The following is a 20988-nucleotide window of genomic DNA, read 5'->3' as shown; positions in this document are numbered from 1 at the left end:
TTTATCAAGGAGGAAATATAAATGGATTACAAAAATGCCGGTGTAGATATTGAAGCAGGATACGAATCAGTAGAACTCATGAAGAAATTTGTCAAAGGAACCATGCGTCCGGAAGTACTTGGCGGTCTCGGCGGATTTTCAGGTGCTTTTTCTCTTGAAAATATCAAGAAAATGGAAGATCCGATCCTTTTATCAGGTACAGATGGCTGCGGCACAAAGGTGAAACTGGCTTTCCTTATGGACAAACATGACACGATCGGTATTGATGCAGTGGCTATGTGTGTGAATGATGTGGCTTGTGCCGGCGGTGAACCGCTTTTCTTCCTTGATTATATTGCATGTGGCAAGAACTATCCTGAGAAGATTGCCACAATCGTCAGCGGTGTTGCTGAAGGGTGCAAGCAGTCCGGTGCAGCACTGATCGGCGGTGAGACAGCGGAGCATCCGGGACTGATGCCTGAGGATGAGTACGATCTTGCAGGTTTTGCAGTAGGTGTTGTAGATAAGAAGGATCTGATCACAGGTGAGAATCTGAAGAAAGGTGATGTGCTTATCGGCATCGCTTCTTCCGGTGTACACAGCAATGGTTTCTCCCTTGTCCGCAAAGTATTCGATATGACAAAGGAATCATTGGATACATACTATGATGAACTTGGCACAACTTTAGGTGAAGCATTGATCGCACCTACAAGAATTTATGTCAAAGCCCTGAAGGCAGTTAAAGACGGCGGTGTGACGCTTAAGGGATGCTCTCATATTACGGGCGGCGGATTTTATGAGAATATTCCACGTATGCTGCCGGAAGGTGTTCATGCTGTTGTGAAGAAAGACAGCTACGAAGTTCCGGCTATCTTCAAACTTATTGCAGAAAAAGGTGATATTGCCGAACAGATGATGTACAATACTTTCAACATGGGTCTTGGTATGGTAATCGGTGTTGATCCTGCAGATGTTGATAAGACAATGAAGCTTATTGAAGAGGCAGGTGAGAAAGCCTATATCGTTGGTGAACTGACAGAGGGCGAAAAGGGTGTGACATTATGTTAAAGATTGCAGTACTTGTATCCGGCGGCGGCACTAATCTCCAGGCCATTATCGACAGCATTGCCGATGGACGTATCACCGACACAGAGATCAAAGTGGTGATCAGCAATAATCCAAAGGCAAAAGCACTGGAGAGAGCGGCGAGAGCCGGTATTGAAGCGGTATGTATCTCTCCGAAACAGTATGCAGATCGTGAGCTTTTTAATGATGCTCTGCTGGAAGCTGTCAATGTCCGGGGTGTGGATCTCGTTGTATTGGCAGGCTTTATGGTGGTTGTGCCAGAGAAGATGATCAAAGCCTACAGAAACAGGATGATCAATATCCATCCGTCGTTGATCCCGTCTTTCTGTGGAACCGGTTATTATGGACTGCATGTTCATGAGGCTGCCTTAAAGCGCGGTGTGAAGATCAGCGGTGCAACGGTGCATTTTGTTGATGAGGGAACTGATACAGGCCCGATTATCATGCAGAAGCCGGTGGAAGTACGCCCGGATGATACGCCTGAGGTGCTTCAGCGCAGAATTATGGAGCAGGCTGAATGGCAGATTATGCCGAAAGTTATTGATCTGATCGCCCATGACAAAGTGCATGTGAAGGATGGCAGAGTGTTTGTAGAGGAGTAGACTTTAAGAATCCAAGTCTGCAATGTGACTTTGAATTCTGTATCGGAATTCGTGAGTTATATATGATATGAAAGAAAGGATGAGCAGAATGAAAGTATTAATCGTTGGCGGCGGCGGGAGAGAGCATGCCATCGCATGGAAGGTCGCAGAAAGTCCTCTTGTAGATAAAGTTTATTGTGCACCGGGCAATGCCGGTATTGAAGAAGTTGCAGAATGTGTACCGATCGGTGCCATGGAATTTGATAAGCTGGTTGCCTTTGCAAAGGAAAAAGCCATTGATCTGACGGTGATCGGCATGGATGATCCTCTGGTGGGCGGTATTGTGGATGCTTTTGAGGCAGAAGGACTGAGAGTATTCGGACCGCGTAAGAATGCAGCCATTATCGAAGGTTCCAAAGCATTTTCCAAAGATCTGATGAAGAAATACGGTATTCCGACTGCTGCTTATGAGAATTTCACGGATCCGCAGGCAGCCCTTGATTATCTTGAAACGGCCAAGATGCCAATCGTATTAAAGGCTGATGGTCTGGCCTTGGGCAAAGGGGTTCTCATCTGTCAGAATCTTGAGGAAGCCCGCGCCGGTGTTAAAGAAATCATGGAAGACAAGAAATTCGGTTCAGCCGGCAATCAGATGGTTGTGGAAGAGTTTATGACAGGCCGTGAGGTGTCGGCCCTTTGCTTCTGTGACGGAACCAATATTGTACCGATGACATCTGCTCAGGATCATAAACGTGCAAAAGATGGCGATCAGGGCTTAAATACAGGCGGTATGGGTACATTTTCCCCAAGTCCTTTCTATACAGAAGAAGTGAATGCTTTCTGTGTGGAGCATATTTTCAAACCGACAATGGCAGCGATGAAAGCAGAAGGCAGAGATTTTGTGGGCATCCTTTTTGTTGGTTTGATGCTGACAGAAGACGGCCCGAAGGTGCTGGAATATAATGCCAGATTCGGTGATCCTGAAACACAGGTTGTACTTCCGAGAATGAAGACAGATCTGGTGGAAATGTTTGAGGCATGCATCGACGGCAAACTGGCTGAGAAGCATCTGGAATTTGAAGACAATGCGGCAGTTTGTGTTGTCCTGGCTTCTGATGGTTATCCGGTTTCTTACGAAAAAGGTTATCCGATCACAGGTTTTGAAAAATTCCATGCGGATGAAGGCTATTATTGCTTCCATGCAGGCACAAAGCGCAATGAAAAAGGTATTGTGACAAACGGCGGACGTGTACTTGGTGTCACAGCCAAAGGCACAACGCTGAAAGAAGCAAGAGCCAATGCCTATAAAGCAACCGAATGGATTGAATTCGACAATAAATATATGCGTCATGATATCGGCAAAGCCATTGATGAAGCATAGAATATGAATCTTTTATCAGGACTCGCAAAAGCGGGTCCTGTTTTTGGAAAGAAAAATTCAGATGATGATTGTGAATGCTGCAGTTCGTATGAAAACTGCACAGGATAACCAATAAAATAAATGAAATTACAGGTTTCTTTAGTTGTAAATGTATGGTACAATGTAATAGCTTAATGCGTTAAACTGATACATTCATTCCAAAGATGTATCTGCTCGAAGGGGGCAGATACAGGCGTCCGATTGAAGCGGAATGTGAGTAATAGAGCACGCTAAATGAAAGAAACAAGGGAGAGCATGACTATGAAGGAACTGGATTTATTGCGGCAGGAACTTTTATCCTGTGATACTCAGCTTGTAGATATATTGATGAAACGATTCGATGTGGTTGAGAAGATTATGGCATTGAAGGAGAAGAATCAGATGCAGATTCTTCAGCCGGAGCAGGAGAGCAGACAGAAAGAGGCACTGGACATAGAATTGAAAGGTAATGTGCATCAGGAGGAGATTGCTGATATTTATGAAAGAGTTCTCTACAACAGCAAGAAGATTCAGGGAAAGAAGCTCTTAGATTACAATATTGTGCTGATTGGTTTCATGGGAGCAGGGAAGAGTACAATCTCTGCATTTTTGAGAGATGCACTGGCCATGGATGTGGTTGAGATGGATCAGGTGATCGCTGAGCAGCAGGGCATGAGCATTTCGGAAATTTTTGAGACTTATGGAGAGGAATACTTCCGGAATCTTGAGACACAGTTGCTCATTGACATGCAGTCCAAGCAGAATGTCATTATTTCCTGTGGCGGCGGTGTGGCTATGCGTGAACGCAATGTGGCTGAGATGAAAAAGAACGGCAAGGTTGTTCTTCTGAAAGCAGACCCGCAGACCATTCTTGACCGCGTGAAAAACAGTGACGAGCGTCCGCTTTTGAATGGTCACAAGAATGTAGAGTATATTGCGGATTTGATGGAAGCAAGAAGAGCAAAGTATGAAGCAGCAGCGGATATCGTTGTTCAGACTGACGGCAAGAGTGCCCTTGAGATTTGCGAGGAAATGATTCGTAAGCTGAGAAGTGCAGATGAATAGAACGTATTTTTGATGACAGCATAAATGATTTTTATTGTGTTTTGCAGAAGCAAATAGTTGCCTTTGAAACTAAAAAGAACAACTGTTTGCTTTTTACTTGTAAAAGGGAATATTTCATGGTATGATAGGGGTAGTTAGAATTACAAAGCGTGTAATGCAGGGTCATGGATGAAAGCAATCTGGATGAAGAAATTGAAGAGGGGCTGTGCAGAATATATGCAAGGGAGATAAAGGATGTATTTTGAATATAGTGAAAATGAGATAACTTATCTTCGAAATAAAGACAAAAAGCTGTCAGAAGTCATTGATCAGATAGGGATGATAGAAAGAGAAGTGGACACAGATTTGTTTTCTTCAGTGGTTCATCATATTATCGGTCAGCAGATTTCTACGAAAGCACAGGCAACCATCTGGCAGCGGATGAAGGAGACTTTGGGAGAAGTGAATGCTGTAACTATTCTTTCAGCGGATATTTCCAAGCTGCAGTCTTTGGGGATGACCTTTCGTAAGGCAGAATATATTACGGACTTTGCCAGAAAGGTTCATGAGGGCGTCTTTGATCTGGAAACAGTCGCTCAGATGTCGGACGAGGCGGCCATCAAGGAACTGGCTTCTCTGAAAGGAATTGGTGTATGGACAGCGGAGATGATCTTGCTTTTCTGTCTGCAACGGCCGGATATATTCAGCTATGATGATCTGGCTATCCAGCGTGGACTTCGTATGGTTTATCATCACCGCAAGATTGACCGGAAGTTGTTTGAAAAGTATCGCAGGCGGTTTAGTCCTTACTGCAGTGTGGCCAGTCTGTATTTGTGGGCAGTAGCAGGCGGAGCTATTCCGGAAATGAGAGATTATAAACCGAAGACACAGAAGAAGTAAGATGGAGGAAAATGATGGTATATACATGTCAATATCAGTCACCAATGGGGGATATTCTGTTGGCTGCTGATGAAATCGGTCTGACGGGATTGTGGTTTGTTGGGCAGAAATACTTTGCCAACATACTTCCGGATGAACATATTGTGCGGGAAACACCGATTCTTGCAGAGTCCAAAAGATGGCTGGATGTGTATTTTTCCGGCGAAGAACCGAATTTTACACCGCCTCTTCATCCGATCGGATCTGCATTCAGACAGGAAGTGTGGCAGATTTTGCTGCAGATTCCGTATGGTCAGACAATGACATATGGAGAGATTGCCGGACAACTGGCTGAAAAGCATGGCATGGATCATATGTCTGCACAGGCAGTCGGCGGTGCAGTAGGGCATAATGCAGTCTCTATTATCATTCCATGTCACCGTGTGGTCGGTGCAAATGGCAGCCTGACAGGATATGCAGGCGGAATTGATAAAAAGGTACGATTGTTGGAATTAGAGAAAACAGATATGACCAAATTTTTTATTCCGAAAAAAACTCAAGAATTCTAATAAAATAATGGATTTTATTGAGGAGCGGAAGAGGTTACATGAATGAAACAGAAAAAGGAAAATACTTTTTTAGCAGGCAGTTATAAATTTAGCTGTCTGTTTTTTTGTCCACGGTGAACTTTTTCCGGTTATCAATGGTTATATAATATGTACAGATATTGAATTAGGAGAAAACACGATGAAAGAAAGCGAATTGATACGAAAACTGCATAATGGAGATAAAGAAGCAGCTGGCCTGATTATTGAGAGATATTATGCAGATATTTATCGTTTTTGTCTTTATATGGTTCAATCTGAAGAGGATGCTTATGATATTACGCAGGAAAGTTTTTTAAAATTTATTAAATATGGAACTTCTTATCATCATCAAAACCTCAAAGGATATCTTTTGATGATTGCAAGAAACCTCTGTTTTGATTATTTTCGGGATAAGAAAGTCACAGAAACCTCGGTTGGATGGGAAGAACTTGATAAGATACCGAAACTGGGAAATCAGATAAAGGAAACAGAAGATATCATTTATTTGCAGAATCTGTTAAAGGCACTTTCGCCGGATATCAGGGAAGTAGTTGTTCTGCGGATGTATGAAGAAATGAAGTTTAAAGATATTGCCGGTATGATGGGTTGTAGTGTGTCCACGGCAAAGTCACGGTTTCGATTAGGTATCAGTCAGTTGAAAAGGATGATGGAGGGGTGTGATGATGGGAGATAGTGAAATAAAAAATCTTTTGGAAAGAGCGAATGCGCAGGTACATATTGATGAAGCGAGAAAGAAAAAAGCTCATCAGGCAATGATGATGGAGATGGAGAAGCAGAAAATCAACAAGCAGAGAATTGAGATGAGGATGTCCATCAAAAATATTCTGCTTCAGCAATTTTATTATATGGATAAACTGTTTTTCTATATTTATGGCGGCCTTATCTGTCTGGGCATTATTTTTATTGCGGTGCTGCAATATACCGGAGTGAGTCAGAATGAAATTATCACCGTGTGCATGGCGGGAGCAGGAATTTTAAGCATCACATCCATTGGTGTGATTGATAAGATGTTTTTTGGGAAAATGGCAGAGTTGGGAGCAAGCTGTTATTTTAATACAAAGCAATGTGTGGCTGCATGGATAGTAATATCCGGGATGGTCAATGTTGTGGTGCTGTTTTTGCTGGCAGGTTATTTGAATGGCTTCTGGCGTGTTGGATTATTGCAGGTGGGGCTTTATATTCTGACACCTTATCTGTTGTCGGGGATGATTGCCCTGGGAATTTTGTCAATGGAGACAGGAAAAAAGCATTCGTTTCTATTTGTTATCAGTGGCTTTTTGATGTCCATTGGCTATGGTGTCATCGGGGCTATTCCGGGCATTATGTTTACGGCAGCTAACCGGATATGGACAGCAGTCTTTATACTGTCACTACTTTTATTTGTCATTCAGATAAAAAGGCTATTTAATAGAATGGAAAAAGGTGATGTGTTATGCATGAATTAAAATTGATGGATGTTTGGAAAAGATACAAAGATAAAGATGCCGTCCGTGAAGTGGATTATACATTTACAAATGGGGTATATGGTCTGCTGGGAGAAAATGGGGCAGGAAAGACAACATTGATGCGGTTGATTTGTGGTGTTATGCAGCCAACGGAGGGAAAGATTTGCTGTGATAATCTTGAGATTTCTGGTATGGGAGCAGAATATCGAAAACTCCTGGGCTATTTGCCGCAGGAGTTTGGATTTTATCCTGATTTTACTGCAGAGCGTTTTCTCAGGTATATGGCGGCTTTAAAAGCATTGCCAAAAGATGATGCAGAAAAGCGTATTGAAGAACTTCTGACTATGGTAGAATTGAAAAATGTGCGCAGGAAAAAGCTGAAAACTTTTTCAGGAGGGATGCTTCGAAGAATCGGCATTGCCCAGACACTTTTAAACAATCCGGAAATTCTGGTTTTGGATGAGCCTACAGCGGGGCTTGACCCGAAGGAGAGAGTGCGTTTTCGCAATATCATCAGTTCCTTAGGCAAAGACAGAATTGTTTTGCTGTCTACTCATATTGTGTCGGATATAGAGTATATTGCAGACCGCATTTTAATCATGAAAAACGGAGAACTCATTCAGGAAGGAACAGAGGCGGAGATAATAGAGAAAGTGAAAGGCCACGTCTGGAAATGCATTGTTTCAGAAAAAGAAGCAGAGTGCCTTGGGCAGCGTTTTATTGTCAGCAATATGAGAAGCAATGGTGAAAATGTCGAATTAAGAGTGATTTCCGAAAAACAGCCCATGCGGGAGGCAGAACTTTTGGATGGGACTCTTGAAGATGCCTATCTTTATGAAACACAGTCAACGGAGGAAACGTAAAATGCGGCTTTATAGAATGGAATTGTACAAACTCTATCACAACAAAATATTTAGAATCGGACTATTTGCCGCTACCGCATTGTTGTTGGCTTATTTTTGGTTTGCAGAAGTAGACGGGGAAATAGCTGCAGTGGATGGAAGCGTTTATTCCGGTTATGAAGCTGTGAAGATGAACAAGAAAATCACGAAAGAATTTGAAGGCGAGCTGACAGATGAAAAGATCCATCAAATTGTTGAAAAATATGGTCTGCCATCCAAGCTGGAAGAAAATATGCCGGGATGGAGAGACGGGAACTTTTTAAATGATTTTGTGACACGATATTTTACCAATGGGGCATGGGAAAACGGCATTGTTCCAACAGAAAGATATATGATTGCGGAAACAGAACTGGGGGAAACATGCGAAAAACTGGGGATAGCACCTTATCTGACTTACACAACAGGCTGGAAAATATTTGTTGAAATGCTGCAGTTTGGTCTGATATTGGGAAGTATACTGGTTATTTGCAGTGTGTCAACTATTTTTGCAGAGGAGAGCCAGACGAAAATGCTGCCACTGATTTTCAGCACAGAAGAGGGAAGAAGAAAGGACGTCATGGCAAAAATAGCCGCTGCTTTGACATTTACAATTTCTGTCTTTCTGTGGTTTGCGGTGATAAACCTGGCCTTATGTCAGGTTGTGTATGGGTTAAATGGATTCAATAACATCGCAGGACTTGTACTGTCTGAAAGCATCAGGCATCAGTCGGTGATGTTTTCAAAATATCTGGCAGTCTTACTCATGCTTGCCTTAGAAGCCTTATTATCATTGTGTGCTATTACCCTGTGTGTATCTGCCCATCAGAACAGTTCATTTGGAGCCGTCATCATCTCTGCAGCATGCTGGGGCCTGCCGGTGATAATAAGAATATTTTTCGGCGGCTTTATGGCCCTTATCGTCGATGCCATGCCAGTATTCCTGATTATGGCAAACATGGTCAAAGATATCTATAACATCTGGCAGCTTGTATTTACCATCAACATCATTTTCGCCGCTGCATGCCTGGCAGAAGGAACCATTGCTTATAAAAACAGGCAAATAGCTTAAATCAATTAGTTTAAAGCCAAAATCGAATCATAAAAACAGTTCATCTAATTTTAAAATACCTCCTAAGAAAGAAAACTCCGTTAAAACGTTTCGTGCGGGTGCGCGTTGTTTTAGCGGAGTTTTCCTTCTTAGGAGGAAATCGAGATGGATAAAAAATATTTACCAAGTGTGGTCATTCTTTATTTGAACTATTTTATTCAAGGTATCGGCTGTTCACTGTTAAGCCAGCAGGTTGTCAAAGAAATGCTGGCTGCCCAGTGGGGCGTTGGTGATGTCATGACAGTTACAGCTGTTGCGGCAGCATTGGGGCTTGGACGACTGGTTTCTCTTCCTTTTGCAGGGCCTTTGTCCGATAAGCTGGAGAGAAGAATTTCAGTGTTGATTGGTGCGGCATCCTATGTTATCTTTTTTATAGGCATCGCATTTTCACCGAATATTCAGGTGGCCTATGTGGCAGCAGGTACTTCCTTATCCTATGCAGCACTGCCGGTAGCCGACGGCATTGCCATCGGTATTCTTGGTGTACTGGCTATCTTTGCACCGATGCTTGCTGGCAGTTTTTGTCAATGTGAGATACGGAAGTCTTTTAGCGAAGACAGAACAATAAAAAAGAGGAGTCTGAGAGTATGAAAGCAGTAGAAGTTAGAAATATTAAAATCGGCGATGGTATTCCGAAAATCTGTGTGCCAATCGTCGGTATAACAAAAGAAGACATTATTAATGAAGCCAAAACATTTGACAATATCCCGGTAGATGTTGTTGAGTGGCGTGTAGACTGGTTTGAAAGTGTTTTCGATATTGAGAAGGTGAAGGATGTGCTGGAAGACCTTCGCCAGGTTTTAAAAGATACACCGATTCTTTTTACTTTCCGTACATCCAAAGAGGGCGGCGAGAAAGCTATTGAAGCAGCAGATTATGCAAAACTGAACAAGGAAATCGCAGCGACAGGCAATGTGGACCTGGTGGATGTGGAAGCCTTTACAGGGGATGAAGTGGTGAAAGAGATTATTGAAGCAGCCCATGCCTGCGGCGTCAAAGTTGTTGCTTCCAACCATGATTTTGACAAGACACCGGATAAGGAGGATATCGTCGGCCGTCTTCGTAAAATGCAGGATCTTGGCGCAGACATTCCAAAGATTGCGGTGATGCCTCAAAGCAAACTGGATGTACTGACACTGCTTTTTGCAACAGAAGAGATGAACAGACTGTATGCGGACAGACCGATCATTACGATGTCTATGGCAGGTACAGGTGTGATCAGCCGTCTTTGCGGTGAAGTATTTGGTTCTGCACTGACATTTGGTGCAGCAGGCAAAGCCTCTGCTCCGGGACAGATGGGTGTGAACGACCTGAATACTGTATTAAATCTGCTTCACAAGAGTCTGTAAGTCTGCTTCACAGCGAATCAACAGGCTGTATTCATCATATTTGTGGTATGTCTGGTAATCGCAATACCGGTATCTATTGCATTAGGTATTGCATCTGTTCTTCCGGGTGCTTTTGATCCGTCCTTTACAGCCTCCGGACAGTTTGAATTCTTCTGTAAAATTCATCCGACAAAAGGTTTGAAAAAAACACCGGAAACGGTGTATAATATAATAGATTATAAATGCTCACCGCCTTTTTATGCAGATCAGACGGTGAGTGTATTTTAAATCAGTGAAAATCAGACAGAGGGGAAGCATTATGGAAGAACAGTTAAATATGATGCGCCGCGGCAGACAGTTCAAACAGCTAATGAACAAGAAGATGGACGGCGTCATTCGGGAATATGATGTGAAGCGGGTGGAAATCGAGATTCTGCGTTTTCTGGCTATGTCCGGTGAGCGGAATACGGCAGCAGATATTCATCGTTATCTTGATTTGAATAAAGGGCAGATTTCAAAGACCCTGGAACATCTGTGTACCATGCATTATCTGGAGAGCATGCCAGATAAGAAGGACAGGCGTTATATGCATTATATATTGTCAGAGGAGGCAAAAGAGCTGGTGAGGCGCATCAATGCTATATGGGATGATATGCATCAGCAGATTATGTCCGGTATTCAGGCAGAGGATAGAGCGATTTTCAATAAAGTATTAAATCATGCAATGGCGAATATGGAGAGAATGATTGATGAGGCATCTGTATAATCCGGAAAAGAAAAAATCTAAAAAAAATATAAAAAGCCTTGACATATTCTTTATTCGTACTATAATAGTTTAAAAATAAACAGTTTAATATCAAACAGTTTATGGTGATAAAATACTTCAGCAGCACTGAAGTATTTTTATTCATTTAAATCTGGCACTCTGATGAGATGAGTGCTGATAATGAATGCGACTTAACAGAAATATGCAATGACATCAAAGGAGAAGTGCAGTAATGATCAAATTATTAAAGAAATTGACAAAGAAAGATATGGCACTGGCTGGACTTGCCTTTCTTTTGATTCTGGCACAGGTTTATCTGAATCTGACCATGCCGGATTATATGTCCGACATGACAGTGCTTGTTCAGACAGAGGGAAGTGCCATGGCAGATATACTTGCAGCGGGAGGCAAGATGCTGCTCTGTGCGGTGGGCTCACTTTTGACGGCAGCCTGTATTGCTGTCTGCGCGGCAAAGATTTCAGCAAATTTTTCTGCCAACCTGCGAGGACAGGTATTTAACAGAGTGCAGTCATTTTCAATGGAAGAGATCGGACGCTTTTCAACATCCAGTCTGATCACACGTTCAACCAATGATATTACCCAGGTTCAGATGGTATTGGTGCTGGGATTGGAAGTTTTTCTGAAGGCACCGGTGACAGCTGTGTGGGCCATCTGTAAGATTGCCGGAAAGAGCTGGCAGTGGACGGCGACAACAGGCATCGCAGTTATTATACTGCTGTGTATTGTCGGAACCTGTGTTATGGTGGCAATGCCGAAGTTCAGAAAGCTGCAGATCCTGACCGATAACATCAACCGGGTGACGCGTGAGAATCTGACAGGGCTTCGTGTTGTCCGTGCCTATAATGCGGAAGATTATCAGGAGACCAAGTTTGAAAAGGCCAATGATGAACTGAAGCGTACACAGCTTTTTGCCAACAGAACCATGACGATTCTGATGCCGGGTATCATGCTTGTCATGAATGGTCTGACACTGGCGGTTTACTGGGTAGGTGCTTATCTGATCAATGATGCGGGTATGCAGGATAAGCTGACATTATTCTCGGATATGATTGTCTTTTCACAGTATGCGATGCAGGTTGTGATGGCTTTCATGATGCTGGTTATGATCTTCGTGCTGGTACCCCGTGCATCCGTTGCTGCAAAGCGTATCAATGAGGTACTGGATACAGAACCGGCCATTGAGGATGGTGCGAAGACAGAAGCCAAGGCGGGTATGACCGGTGAAGTAGAGTTTCGTCATGTCAGCTTCAAATATCCGGATGCAGAGAAGAATGTGCTGGAAGACATTACATTTACAGCTCATAAGGGAGATACGGTGGCTTTCATCGGTTCTACCGGCTGTGGTAAGAGTACGGTTATCAACCTGATTCCGAGATTTTATGATGCAACGGAAGGTGAAGTGCTGGTTGACGGCATGAATGTGAAAGAATATACCCAGGAAGCATTGAGAAACAGAATCGGTTATGTATCCCAGAAGGCGATTCTCTTCTCCGGCACGGTTGCAGGCAATGTGGCTTATGGTGAAAACGGCGGCAAGCCTGCGGACAGAGAAGACATTATCGATGCTGTCCATACAGCTCAGGCGGATGAATTTGTAGAGAAACTGCCGGATACCTATGATGGTTTTGTAGCCCAGGGCGGTTCGAATCTCTCCGGCGGTCAGAAACAGCGTCTTTCTATTGCCAGAGCTATTTGCCGTCATCCGGAGATTATGATCTTCGATGATTCCTTCTCGGCACTGGATTATAAGACCGACCGGATCCTGAGACAGACACTGGATGAAAAGTGCGGTGATACAACCCGATTGATCGTTGCACAGAGAATCGGCACTATCCGCGATGCAGACAAGATCATTGTTCTGGATGAAGGCAGGATCGCAGGAATGGGTACCCATGATGAACTGATGAAGAATTGTGAAGTTTATCGTCAGATTGCTTTCTCTCAGCTTTCAAAGGAGGAACTGGCATAATGGAAAATAGAAATAACAGAGGTGGGATGCGGGGCCCTGGCATGGGCAGACGTCCTGCAGAGAAATCAAAAGATTTTAAAGGAACATGGATGAAGATCATCCGTTATTGTAAACGTTATCTGGCAGTGATCATTGTTGCTCTGATTTGTGCCGTGGCCGGTACGATTCTGACAATCCTCGGTCCGGATAAATTGTCAGATCTGACAAAGGTGATTACAGAGGGCATAGCGACAGGTATTGATATGGAACGTGTCAAGTCCATCGGTCTGACATTGGTGGCTTTTTATGTGGGCAGTGCAATTTTGTCTTTTGGACAGCAGTTCATTATGGCCACGGTCACACAAAATGTGACAAAGCAGCTGCGAAGCGATATTTCGGGCAAGATCAATCGTCTGCCGATGGCCTATTACAATAAGACATCTACAGGTGATGTGCTTTCAAGAGTCACCAATGATGTGGATATGATTTCTCAGTCTATGAACCAGAGTATCGGCAACCTGGTGTCAGCGGTAGCCTTGTTCTTTGGGTCTTTAATCATGATGTTTAAGACCAATGTGATCATGACGCTGACAGCAGTGATCGCAACTATGATCGGTTTCGGACTGATGTCATTGATCACAAGCCATTCACAGAAATATTTCTCAAGGCAGCAGGCCAATCTCGGTGCATTAAATGGTCATATTGAAGAGATTTATTCCGGACATACAGTTGTCAAAGCTTATAACGGTGAAAAAAATGCCAAAAAAGTTTTTGATGAACTGAATAATAACCTGAGAGACAGCGCTTTTAAGGCACAGAGCCTTTCCGGTTTGATGCAGCCTTTGATGGCCTTTATCGGCAATTTTGGTTATGTGGCTGTCTGCGTGATGGGTGCTGTGCTGACAATGAAAGGCTATATCGGATTTGAAGTCATTGTTGCATTTATGATGTATATCCGTTTGTTTACCCAGCCCCTTGCGCAGATCGCACAGGCAACTCAGTCCCTGCAGTCTGCGGCAGCAGCCGGTGAGCGTGTATTTGCTTTCCTTGGGGCAGAGGAAATGTCCGATGAAAGCGATAAAACAGAGAAGCTTGGCAAAGCAGAAGGTTATGTGGATTTTGAGCATGTCAAATTCGGCTATGAAGACACAGACAAGATCATTATTCATGATTTTTCAGCCAAGGCAAAACCGGGACAGAAGATCGCGATTGTCGGTCCGACAGGTGCCGGCAAGACGACACTGGTGAATCTGCTGATGCGTTTCCATGAGATCCAGAGCGGCGATATCAAGATCGACGGTATTTCCACCCGGGATATGAAGCGGGAAGAAGTACGTTCCCAGTTCTGTATGGTGCTTCAGGATACATGGCTTTTTGAGGGCACAGTCAGAGAAAACCTGGTGTACAATACAGAGAATATTTCGGAAGAGAAGATAGAGGCAGCATGTAAAGCCGTAGGCCTGGATCATTTTATCCGGACACTGCCGCATGGTTATGATACGATCCTTAATGATCAGGTCAGTTTGTCACAGGGCCAGAAACAGCAGCTGACCATCGCCAGAGCCATGATTGCGGATAAACCAATGCTGATTCTTGATGAAGCCACAAGTTCCGTGGATACAAGAACAGAGCTTCAGATCCAGAAAGCCATGGATGCGTTGATGCAGAATCGTACATCTTTCGTGATTGCTCATCGTTTGTCCACGATTAAAAATGCCGACCTGATCCTTGTACTGAAGGACGGCGATATTATCGAAAGCGGCAATCATGAGGAACTGCTGGCAAAAGGCGGTTTCTATGCGGATCTGTACAACAGCCAGTTTGATCAGGCGTCATAAGGCAGCATAAGAAGGAAGGCGAGTCGGATGAAGTACCAGTATATAACAATAGAAAGAGAATTTGGCAGCGGCGGCACCAGAATTGGTGAGTTGCTGGCAAAAGAATGCAAAATGCCATGTTACGGCAGAGAAATTCTTGAGCGTGTTGCCAGGAAATATGATATTTCTGTGGAACAGATTGAACAGTATGAGGAGGGTGTGACCAACAGCTTTCTCTATACGGTGTTTGTGATGAGCAAAGCCCAGTCAGGGGATATGAACATGCTTTCGGATGAAGGCAAGGTTTATCTGGCAGAGCAGGCTGCTATTCAAAGTCTGGCACAGAATGGTTCTGCAGTGTTTATGGGACACTGTGCCAGTGAAGCACTGAAAGACTGTAAAGGTGTGGTGAAAGTATTCATTCATGCGGATGATGCTTTCAAGCAGAAGAGAATCCAGGAGGATTACCAGATTTCTCCAAACCGGATGGAGTTTCTCCGCAAGAAATATGACAAAAAGAGAGCCAACTATTACAGAGCCAATACCATGAAGCGATGGGATGATTACCGCAATTATGATATCGTGTTGAATTCCGGAGAATTGGGAATAGAGGGCTGTGTGAAAGTACTGAAAGGCCTGTTGGCTTAATTGTTGTCCGAATGATTAATTGGACTATGTCTTAAAATTTCGAAAGAATGCTGAATTTACTGAACTGCCATGTCAATGTAATTAAACATCAATGTCTGTTATGCGTAAAAAGCAGGAAATGACTTGACAATCGGGTGAAGTTTCAGTATGATAAAGCTAGTTTATACGACTGACGGAAGTGGAATTGACCACAGGAAGTATGAATGGATTTGAATGCCGACCGTCTGGGCAGTGATGCTCAGCGGCCGGCTTTTTTTACGCGAGCAACAGGCCAAAGCCCGTGCTTGTAGGCGGAGTGGCGTGAAGTCCTGGGGCAGTTGGCGATTTCAGTTGAATTTGGTTGACGCCGGAGCATTACAGAAATTCAATGAGAATTTGGAGGTACAGAGTATGAGAAAGTATGTGAGATTATTTGCCCTGGCTGTGCTGGCGGGTGCTGCCATCGGAATAGGCGGTATTGTGTTTTTATCTTTGGAAAATAAGATTGTGGGGGCGTTGATGTTTACGGCGGGGCTGTATTCTATCTGTGTGCATGGTCTGAACCTGTTCACGGGCAAAGTCGGCTATGCGGTGGAACAGCCAAAATCCTATATCATTGATCTGGTCATTATCTGGGTGGGTAATCTGGCCGGTACATGGCTGGCGGCCATGGGGGTGCTTGGTAGTAGGATTAACGGCATTTCCGAAAAGGCTCAGAGTATGTGTCAGATCAAAGTGGATGACAGTCTCATCAGCCTGTTTATCCTTGGTATTTTCTGCGGTGCACTGATGTACATTGCAGTGGAAGGCTATAAACAGACAAAAAATCCATTGATTTTGTTCGTTTGTGTGGCAGGATTCATTCTTTGCGGATTCGAGCATTGCATTGCGGATATGTTCTATGTGTCAGTGGCGCAGATGTGGTCCACAAGAGCATTTCTGTGCGTGGTTGTGATCAGCCTTGGAAATGCAGTGGGTGGGATGCTGATTCCAGCGTGTAAGAAGATATAAGCCGCTATGTAATTTATGAGTGACTGATAAATTAGATAATTACTTTTAACAGAATCACCTTCAGACTATAATGGAGTCATAGTTTGAAGGTGATTTTTGGTTGTCATGGGCGTTTACCTGGCAGAACCGATTGCTGATACCATTGCCGTGTGTACAACGGCATCGATGTTTTATGTTTATTATCGGAAATTGAAAGGGGAGAATTGATTGAATAAAAGGTGTTAAAAGGGGTATAAATGTGTTATATTAGATATACTAAGTGAAACGAGGTGATATTTATGGATAAAAGGTTTTCAGAAGTATTTAAACCAGGAACTTACCCGGAGATGACATATGTGTCAAGAGAGTCAAAGGGAACAAAATATACATATGAAGAGCGATTACAGCAGAGTTTAGCTATAGATGGATATTTGACTTACATTGTAGGACCTTCCAAGATAGGAAAGACAGTATTGTGTGAAAAGGTCATAGGTGCGGCAAATATGGTTTGCATGTCCGGTAATGATTTCTCAAAGGAAAAAGATTTTTGGTCAGGAATTGGGAAAAAGGTAGGAATTTCCATGGAAGCGGCAGTCAGTGAAGAGAGTGCAGCTTTTTCTGAAACTGAGCAGAAATCCATAACTGTCACAAAAAATTATTTTGTCACCAAAGATAGAGTTATTGATTATTTCAAAAAGAATGACAAAGTACTGGTTTTGGATGATTTTCATTATGCACCACCGGAAATACAGTATGATATAGCCTGCCAGCTGAAAGAGGTCATAAGAATGGGCTTTAAGGCGGTAGTTGTTTCACTTCCTTATCGCTCAGATGATGCCATTCGGTTAAATCCTGATCTTACGGGACGCATACTGGTTATAGAGATAGAATCATGGAAAACAGAGGAATTAGAGGAGATTGCAAAAAAAGGATTTGGAAAGCTTCAGATTCAGGTGAGGCAGTCTTTAATAGCTAGAATGGCAAAGGAAAGTATCCATTCACCACAATTGATGCAGTCTATATGCTTGAATATAGGGCTTCTTCCGGATAGCAATGATACAATAACGGATGAAGTCATTGAAGAAAGCTGTCGTTTTACTTGCATGAATTTGCCTTATGGAGACGTTGTTAGAGTATTAAAGGCCGGACCATCGACAAGGGGACAGCAAAGACTTCAATATACACTTTCAGATGGCAGCAAGAGAGATATTTATGGACTGATTTTGAAAGTGTTGTCAGATAATCCGCCGCTGGTTGAACTTAGTATCGAAGAGTTAATGGAAAGAATAAAAAATAGTGCACCGGAGAATATGATTACAACCAAGAAGGTCAGAGATTCTCTTAAAAATTGGCAAAAGTTGTTGGAAACCTTGGGAAGTCTTTATCAGGTTTTGGAATGGAAAGACGATACAATTCATGTGTTGGACAATATGTTTCTGTTTTATATTAGATGGAAAATGGAGTAAATGATATATGAAAATGAAAGAACTTGTTCAGGAAGGATGGAAGTTATTAGATATTACCAATGATGAAAAACTGAAGGCAGAGTATGACAGTTGGTGCAGAAAAGTGAAAGGCTTTCTGAATCAAAATGGATTTCCTAAAGGAAAATTGAATGAAATTCAGATTAAAATGTGGTATACAGAAAATGAATTTTCTAAAGATGACACACGGAATAGTATTATAAAAGCGATAAAGGATACGGTAGTCTATCTGGACGAAATTAATACTATCTCAGAAGCGGTGATATCTGAAGCAGTTGGAATTAGGCTGATTGAGCAGATATTAAATAATTTTTATCTGTATTATAGAAGTATGTTCCAGAACCCGCTGCATAAAAAAGCTACGATGTCTATGGATGAATTGAAAAAGATTCAGATAGGTAATGAATATGATTTACAGAGAATGTTGTATGCTTTATTAGTTCCGATATTTCCATTGATACGACAGGAAGCAGAGAGTGACAATGGTTATGGCGGGATGCGTGCTGATCTTTATTTAGAGGAATATGACTTGATAATAGAGACAAAATGTACCCGTGCTTCGATGACTGAGAAAAAGCTGTTGGAGGAGTTAGGTGCCGACGGATTTCATTATAAGGCAAAAACAGTTTTCTTTTTTGTATACGATAAGAAGAATATTATCAAGAATCCAGATGTATTTAAAGCTGCTTTTGTAAGAGAGCAGGAAAAAAACGGGAAGAATATAAAAGTGATTGTTCTGCAGCCGGTGGAACTGTAATTTTTAAAATTAATAAAATATTTACGAAAAATCTTCAGCGTAAGAAAAACATGAACGCTGAAGATTTTTGCTTTTGTTTTCTTTTGAATTTTCTTAGTTCTCGTTCGCTGATGTTATTTGTATAGTCAACATCGGGATGTTTGAGAAAGTAAAGAGGGTGATTTTGGTATCCTCGCAACCTTTTTTGAAGATTAAATCTATCCATGTAATCTTTGGGTGGGGGATTATTTTCGTATTCATTAGCAGCAAGTTCAAGAATTGAAATAAATTGACTTCATTCTCTGGCTTGCTTATAATATAAATTAAATAACTGACAAAAATAGATGAAGCAGAACGTATAATGGATGTGAATTTTAGGTTAAGAGGGAAGTGAGTAGAATGTTAAATATCTATTATGGAAATATGAAGGAATCAGTTTACAATACAGCAGCCTATTTTAAATATGACTATGAAGATAGCTGGATTGTTGATCCATTTGTGAAAGAGATGATTCAGGATGTCGATCAGTCTACGGTTCTGGACAGCGGAGTGATTGACAGCCCTGTACTTGGAAAATGCTGAGAAAATATTAGCGACAACAGATGTGGCGGTTATAAAAGCACTAGGACGGCAGGTGAAAGGCTATAATGATAGTTATTGGAATGGTGTTCGGCAGTTGCTTGTGTATGAGGGCCTCAAGGAGAAATTTGTACAGAATAAAGATTTGAAAAAGTTGTTGTTGGATACGGAGGATAGTATTCTGGCAGAATGTGCGGTTAATGATCGGATATGGGGCATTGGTTTGTCTATGAAGGATTCAAATAGACTGGAATCGGAGAAATGGAGAGGTCAGAATCTGCTGGGGTATGCGCTGATGATGGTTAGAAATTGGATAAACGACGTTTGGGTGATGCAAAATAAACGAAAGGGGAAGTAACCAATATGTGCGGCAGATATTATATTGATACTAACTGGCTGGATGAAATTGGTAATGTGGTATATAGTTTTGACATAGACTGGAAAATCTGTAAAGAACAGTTTCAAGGTGATATCTTGCCAACAAACACAGCACCGATTATAGAGAAAACTGAGCATGGCTTGCAGCTGTCACTTTGTAAATGGGGATTCCCCCTGCAAAAGGGAAAGAATCTGGTCATTAATGCAAGAGCAGAAACAGTTCTGGACAAGCCCTCTTTCAGTAATGGCGTTTGGTATCATCGGATTGTGATTCCGGCTAGTGGATTCTATGAATGGAATCGTTTAAGAGAAAAGAACACATTTACCAGATCAGATGCGTCGGTACTATATTTAGCCGGTTTCTGTGACTGGTTTGACAATGAGCGGAGATTTGTGATTCTGACCACTGCGGCGAATGAATCAATGATCAAAGTCCATGATCGAATGCCGTTGATTTTGGAGAAAGAACAGATGGAAGATTGGTTTGATAATGAAAAGATGCAGGTCATTCTGCGTCAGGAACCGGTGATGCTGAAGAGACAGGCCGAATATGAGCAGCTGAGTTTATTTTCATAAAATGTTAATTTAGAGGAAAAGGGGCAAAAAAGTAATGCAGATATTTGTCGATGCGGATGCATGCCCGGTGGTTGCTATTGTAGAGAAAGTTGCAAAAATGCATGCAGTGCCGGTAACATTGCTGTGTGATACGAATCACGTATTATCATCTGGTTACAGCAAAGTTATTGTTGTCGGAGCCGGAGCGGATGCGGTGGATTATAAGCTGATCAGTATTTGTCGGAAGGGAGATATTGTTGTATCTCAGGATTATGGTGTGGCAGCAATGGCATTGGGAAAAGGAGCGTATGCCATTCATCAATCCGGTAAATGGTACACCAATGATAACATTGATCAGATGTTGATGGAACGCCATTTGAACAAAAAAGCCAGACGAAGTACGCATAAGAGCCACATGAAAGGACCGAGGAAGAGGACATCGGAGGATGATGAAAAGTTTGCACAGTCCTTTGAGAAAATGGTTTTGATGGCACAGGAAAATGAAGATTGAAGAATATGGACAGCGAATTGCCTGGATAGAAAGGTTTAATTATGCATATGTATTGCATAAACTGTGCATATATTAATTAAAATATGTATAATTTTACAAAATTAATGAATAACACTTGCATAATTCAAAAAATAAGCGTATACTTATACACAGTTTCGATTTTGAGCCGTTCTTTGTTAATAGGATGGCTTAGCTGATCAGATAAAATGCGATAAGTTAAAACTAAGAAGTTATACTA

Annotated in this window: 20 protein-coding genes, 3 pseudogenes and 1 riboswitch; all 23 genes and pseudogenes read left to right on the top strand. The window is 42.3% G+C overall.

All coding sequences use genetic code 11. The features are described from left to right. Positions 1-21 precede the first annotated feature (21 nt). A complete protein-coding gene (purM, locus tag HED67_RS12795) occupies positions 22-1047 on the top strand; it encodes a phosphoribosylformylglycinamidine cyclo-ligase (RefSeq protein WP_221718538.1) in 1026 nt (341 codons plus the stop codon). Further along, on the top strand, positions 1041-1667 hold the full coding sequence (purN, locus tag HED67_RS12790; protein ID WP_178441042.1) for a phosphoribosylglycinamide formyltransferase: 627 nt from the start codon (positions 1041-1043) through the stop codon (positions 1665-1667). The genes purM and purN overlap by 7 nt, the downstream gene beginning before the upstream one ends. Positions 1668-1755: 88 nt before the next feature. Further along, positions 1756-3027 (top strand): phosphoribosylamine--glycine ligase, encoded by a 1272-nt coding sequence (purD, locus tag HED67_RS12785; protein ID WP_221718537.1) that lies wholly within the window; start codon positions 1756-1758, stop codon positions 3025-3027. Between the two features lie 300 nt (positions 3028-3327). Then, positions 3328-4110 carry a shikimate kinase gene (locus tag HED67_RS12780; protein WP_221718536.1) on the top strand — a complete coding sequence of 261 codons (783 nt, stop codon included), beginning with the start codon at positions 3328-3330 and terminating at the stop codon, positions 4108-4110. A gap of 234 nt (positions 4111-4344) precedes the next feature. Further along, positions 4345-4989, top strand: a complete 645-nt coding sequence (locus tag HED67_RS12775; protein WP_221718535.1) for a DNA-3-methyladenine glycosylase family protein — start codon at positions 4345-4347, stop codon at positions 4987-4989. 14 nt (positions 4990-5003) lie between these two features. After that, the gene (locus tag HED67_RS12770) at positions 5004-5537 is read left to right on the top strand and encodes a methylated-DNA--[protein]-cysteine S-methyltransferase (RefSeq protein WP_181967470.1); all 534 of its coding nucleotides are present in this window, start codon (positions 5004-5006) and stop codon (positions 5535-5537) included. Positions 5538-5715: 178 nt separating this feature from the next. Next, the gene (locus HED67_RS12765; protein WP_117527720.1) at positions 5716-6249 is read left to right on the top strand and encodes an RNA polymerase sigma factor; all 534 of its coding nucleotides are present in this window, start codon (positions 5716-5718) and stop codon (positions 6247-6249) included. Beyond that, on the top strand, positions 6236-7021 hold the full coding sequence (locus HED67_RS12760) for a hypothetical protein (protein WP_246612228.1): 786 nt from the start codon (positions 6236-6238) through the stop codon (positions 7019-7021). Before HED67_RS12765 ends, HED67_RS12760 begins: the two co-directional genes overlap by 14 nt. Next, positions 7009-7884, top strand: coding sequence for an ABC transporter ATP-binding protein (locus HED67_RS12755; RefSeq protein ID WP_221718534.1), 876 nt, complete (start codon positions 7009-7011; stop codon positions 7882-7884). The genes HED67_RS12760 and HED67_RS12755 overlap by 13 nt, the downstream gene beginning before the upstream one ends. A 1-nt stretch (position 7885) precedes the next feature. Beyond that, positions 7886-8971 (top strand): ABC transporter permease, encoded by a 1086-nt coding sequence (locus HED67_RS12750; RefSeq protein WP_221718533.1) that lies wholly within the window; start codon positions 7886-7888, stop codon positions 8969-8971. Positions 8972-9115: 144 nt separating this feature from the next. After that, positions 9116-9430, top strand: a pseudogene (locus HED67_RS17575) (MFS transporter); the annotation flags it as partial. A 167-nt stretch (positions 9431-9597) separates the two neighbouring features. Further along, positions 9598-10359 carry a type I 3-dehydroquinate dehydratase gene (gene aroD, locus HED67_RS12740; protein ID WP_221718531.1) on the top strand — a complete coding sequence of 254 codons (762 nt, stop codon included), beginning with the start codon at positions 9598-9600 and terminating at the stop codon, positions 10357-10359. A 298-nt stretch (positions 10360-10657) separates the two neighbouring features. Continuing rightward, a complete protein-coding gene (locus tag HED67_RS12735) occupies positions 10658-11104 on the top strand; it encodes a helix-turn-helix domain-containing protein (protein WP_015515056.1) in 447 nt (148 codons plus the stop codon). Between the two features lie 232 nt (positions 11105-11336). Continuing rightward, complete coding sequence (locus HED67_RS12730; RefSeq protein ID WP_221718530.1) at positions 11337-13094, top strand: ABC transporter ATP-binding protein; 1758 nt, start codon at positions 11337-11339, stop codon at positions 13092-13094. Further along, positions 13094-14911 carry an ABC transporter ATP-binding protein gene (locus HED67_RS12725; RefSeq protein ID WP_221718529.1) on the top strand — a complete coding sequence of 606 codons (1818 nt, stop codon included), beginning with the start codon at positions 13094-13096 and terminating at the stop codon, positions 14909-14911. Before HED67_RS12730 ends, HED67_RS12725 begins: the two co-directional genes overlap by 1 nt. 27 nt (positions 14912-14938) lie before the next feature. Further along, complete coding sequence (locus HED67_RS12720) at positions 14939-15538, top strand: cytidylate kinase-like family protein (protein WP_221718528.1); 600 nt, start codon at positions 14939-14941, stop codon at positions 15536-15538. A gap of 155 nt (positions 15539-15693) precedes the next feature. Continuing rightward, positions 15694-15775, top strand: a riboswitch (ZMP/ZTP riboswitch). Continuing rightward, a complete protein-coding gene (locus tag HED67_RS12715) occupies positions 15752-16528 on the top strand; it encodes a formate/nitrite transporter family protein (RefSeq protein WP_331467099.1) in 777 nt (258 codons plus the stop codon). (Overlaps the previous riboswitch by 24 nt.) 278 nt (positions 16529-16806) lie before the next feature. Continuing rightward, the gene (locus tag HED67_RS12710; RefSeq protein ID WP_221718526.1) at positions 16807-17973 is read left to right on the top strand and encodes an ATP-binding protein; all 1167 of its coding nucleotides are present in this window, start codon (positions 16807-16809) and stop codon (positions 17971-17973) included. A gap of 7 nt (positions 17974-17980) precedes the next feature. After that, entirely contained in the window at positions 17981-18748 is a 768-nt protein-coding gene (locus HED67_RS12705; protein ID WP_221718525.1) for a PD-(D/E)XK nuclease domain-containing protein, read from the top strand. Positions 18749-19126: 378 nt separating this feature from the next. Further along, positions 19127-19303 (top strand): annotated as a pseudogene (locus HED67_RS12695) (DUF4869 domain-containing protein); the annotation flags it as partial. Between the two features lies 1 nt (position 19304). Then, positions 19305-19664, top strand: a pseudogene (locus HED67_RS12690) (NADAR family protein); the annotation flags it as partial. A gap of 5 nt (positions 19665-19669) precedes the next feature. Then, positions 19670-20260, top strand: coding sequence for an SOS response-associated peptidase (locus HED67_RS12685; RefSeq protein WP_178441004.1), 591 nt, complete (start codon positions 19670-19672; stop codon positions 20258-20260). Between the two features lie 34 nt (positions 20261-20294). Next, positions 20295-20750: a YaiI/YqxD family protein gene (locus tag HED67_RS12680; RefSeq protein WP_221718522.1), complete on the top strand. Its 456-nt coding sequence runs from the start codon at positions 20295-20297 to the stop codon at positions 20748-20750. The last annotated feature ends 238 nt before the right edge of the window (positions 20751-20988 follow it).

This window comes from Pseudocoprococcus catus, assembly GCF_019734885.1.
Classification (GTDB): Bacteria; Bacillota; Clostridia; order Lachnospirales; family Lachnospiraceae; genus Coprococcus_A; species Coprococcus_A catus.
The sequence above is the reverse complement of the archived record's forward strand: the minus strand, read 5'-3'. Positions and strand labels throughout refer to the sequence as shown.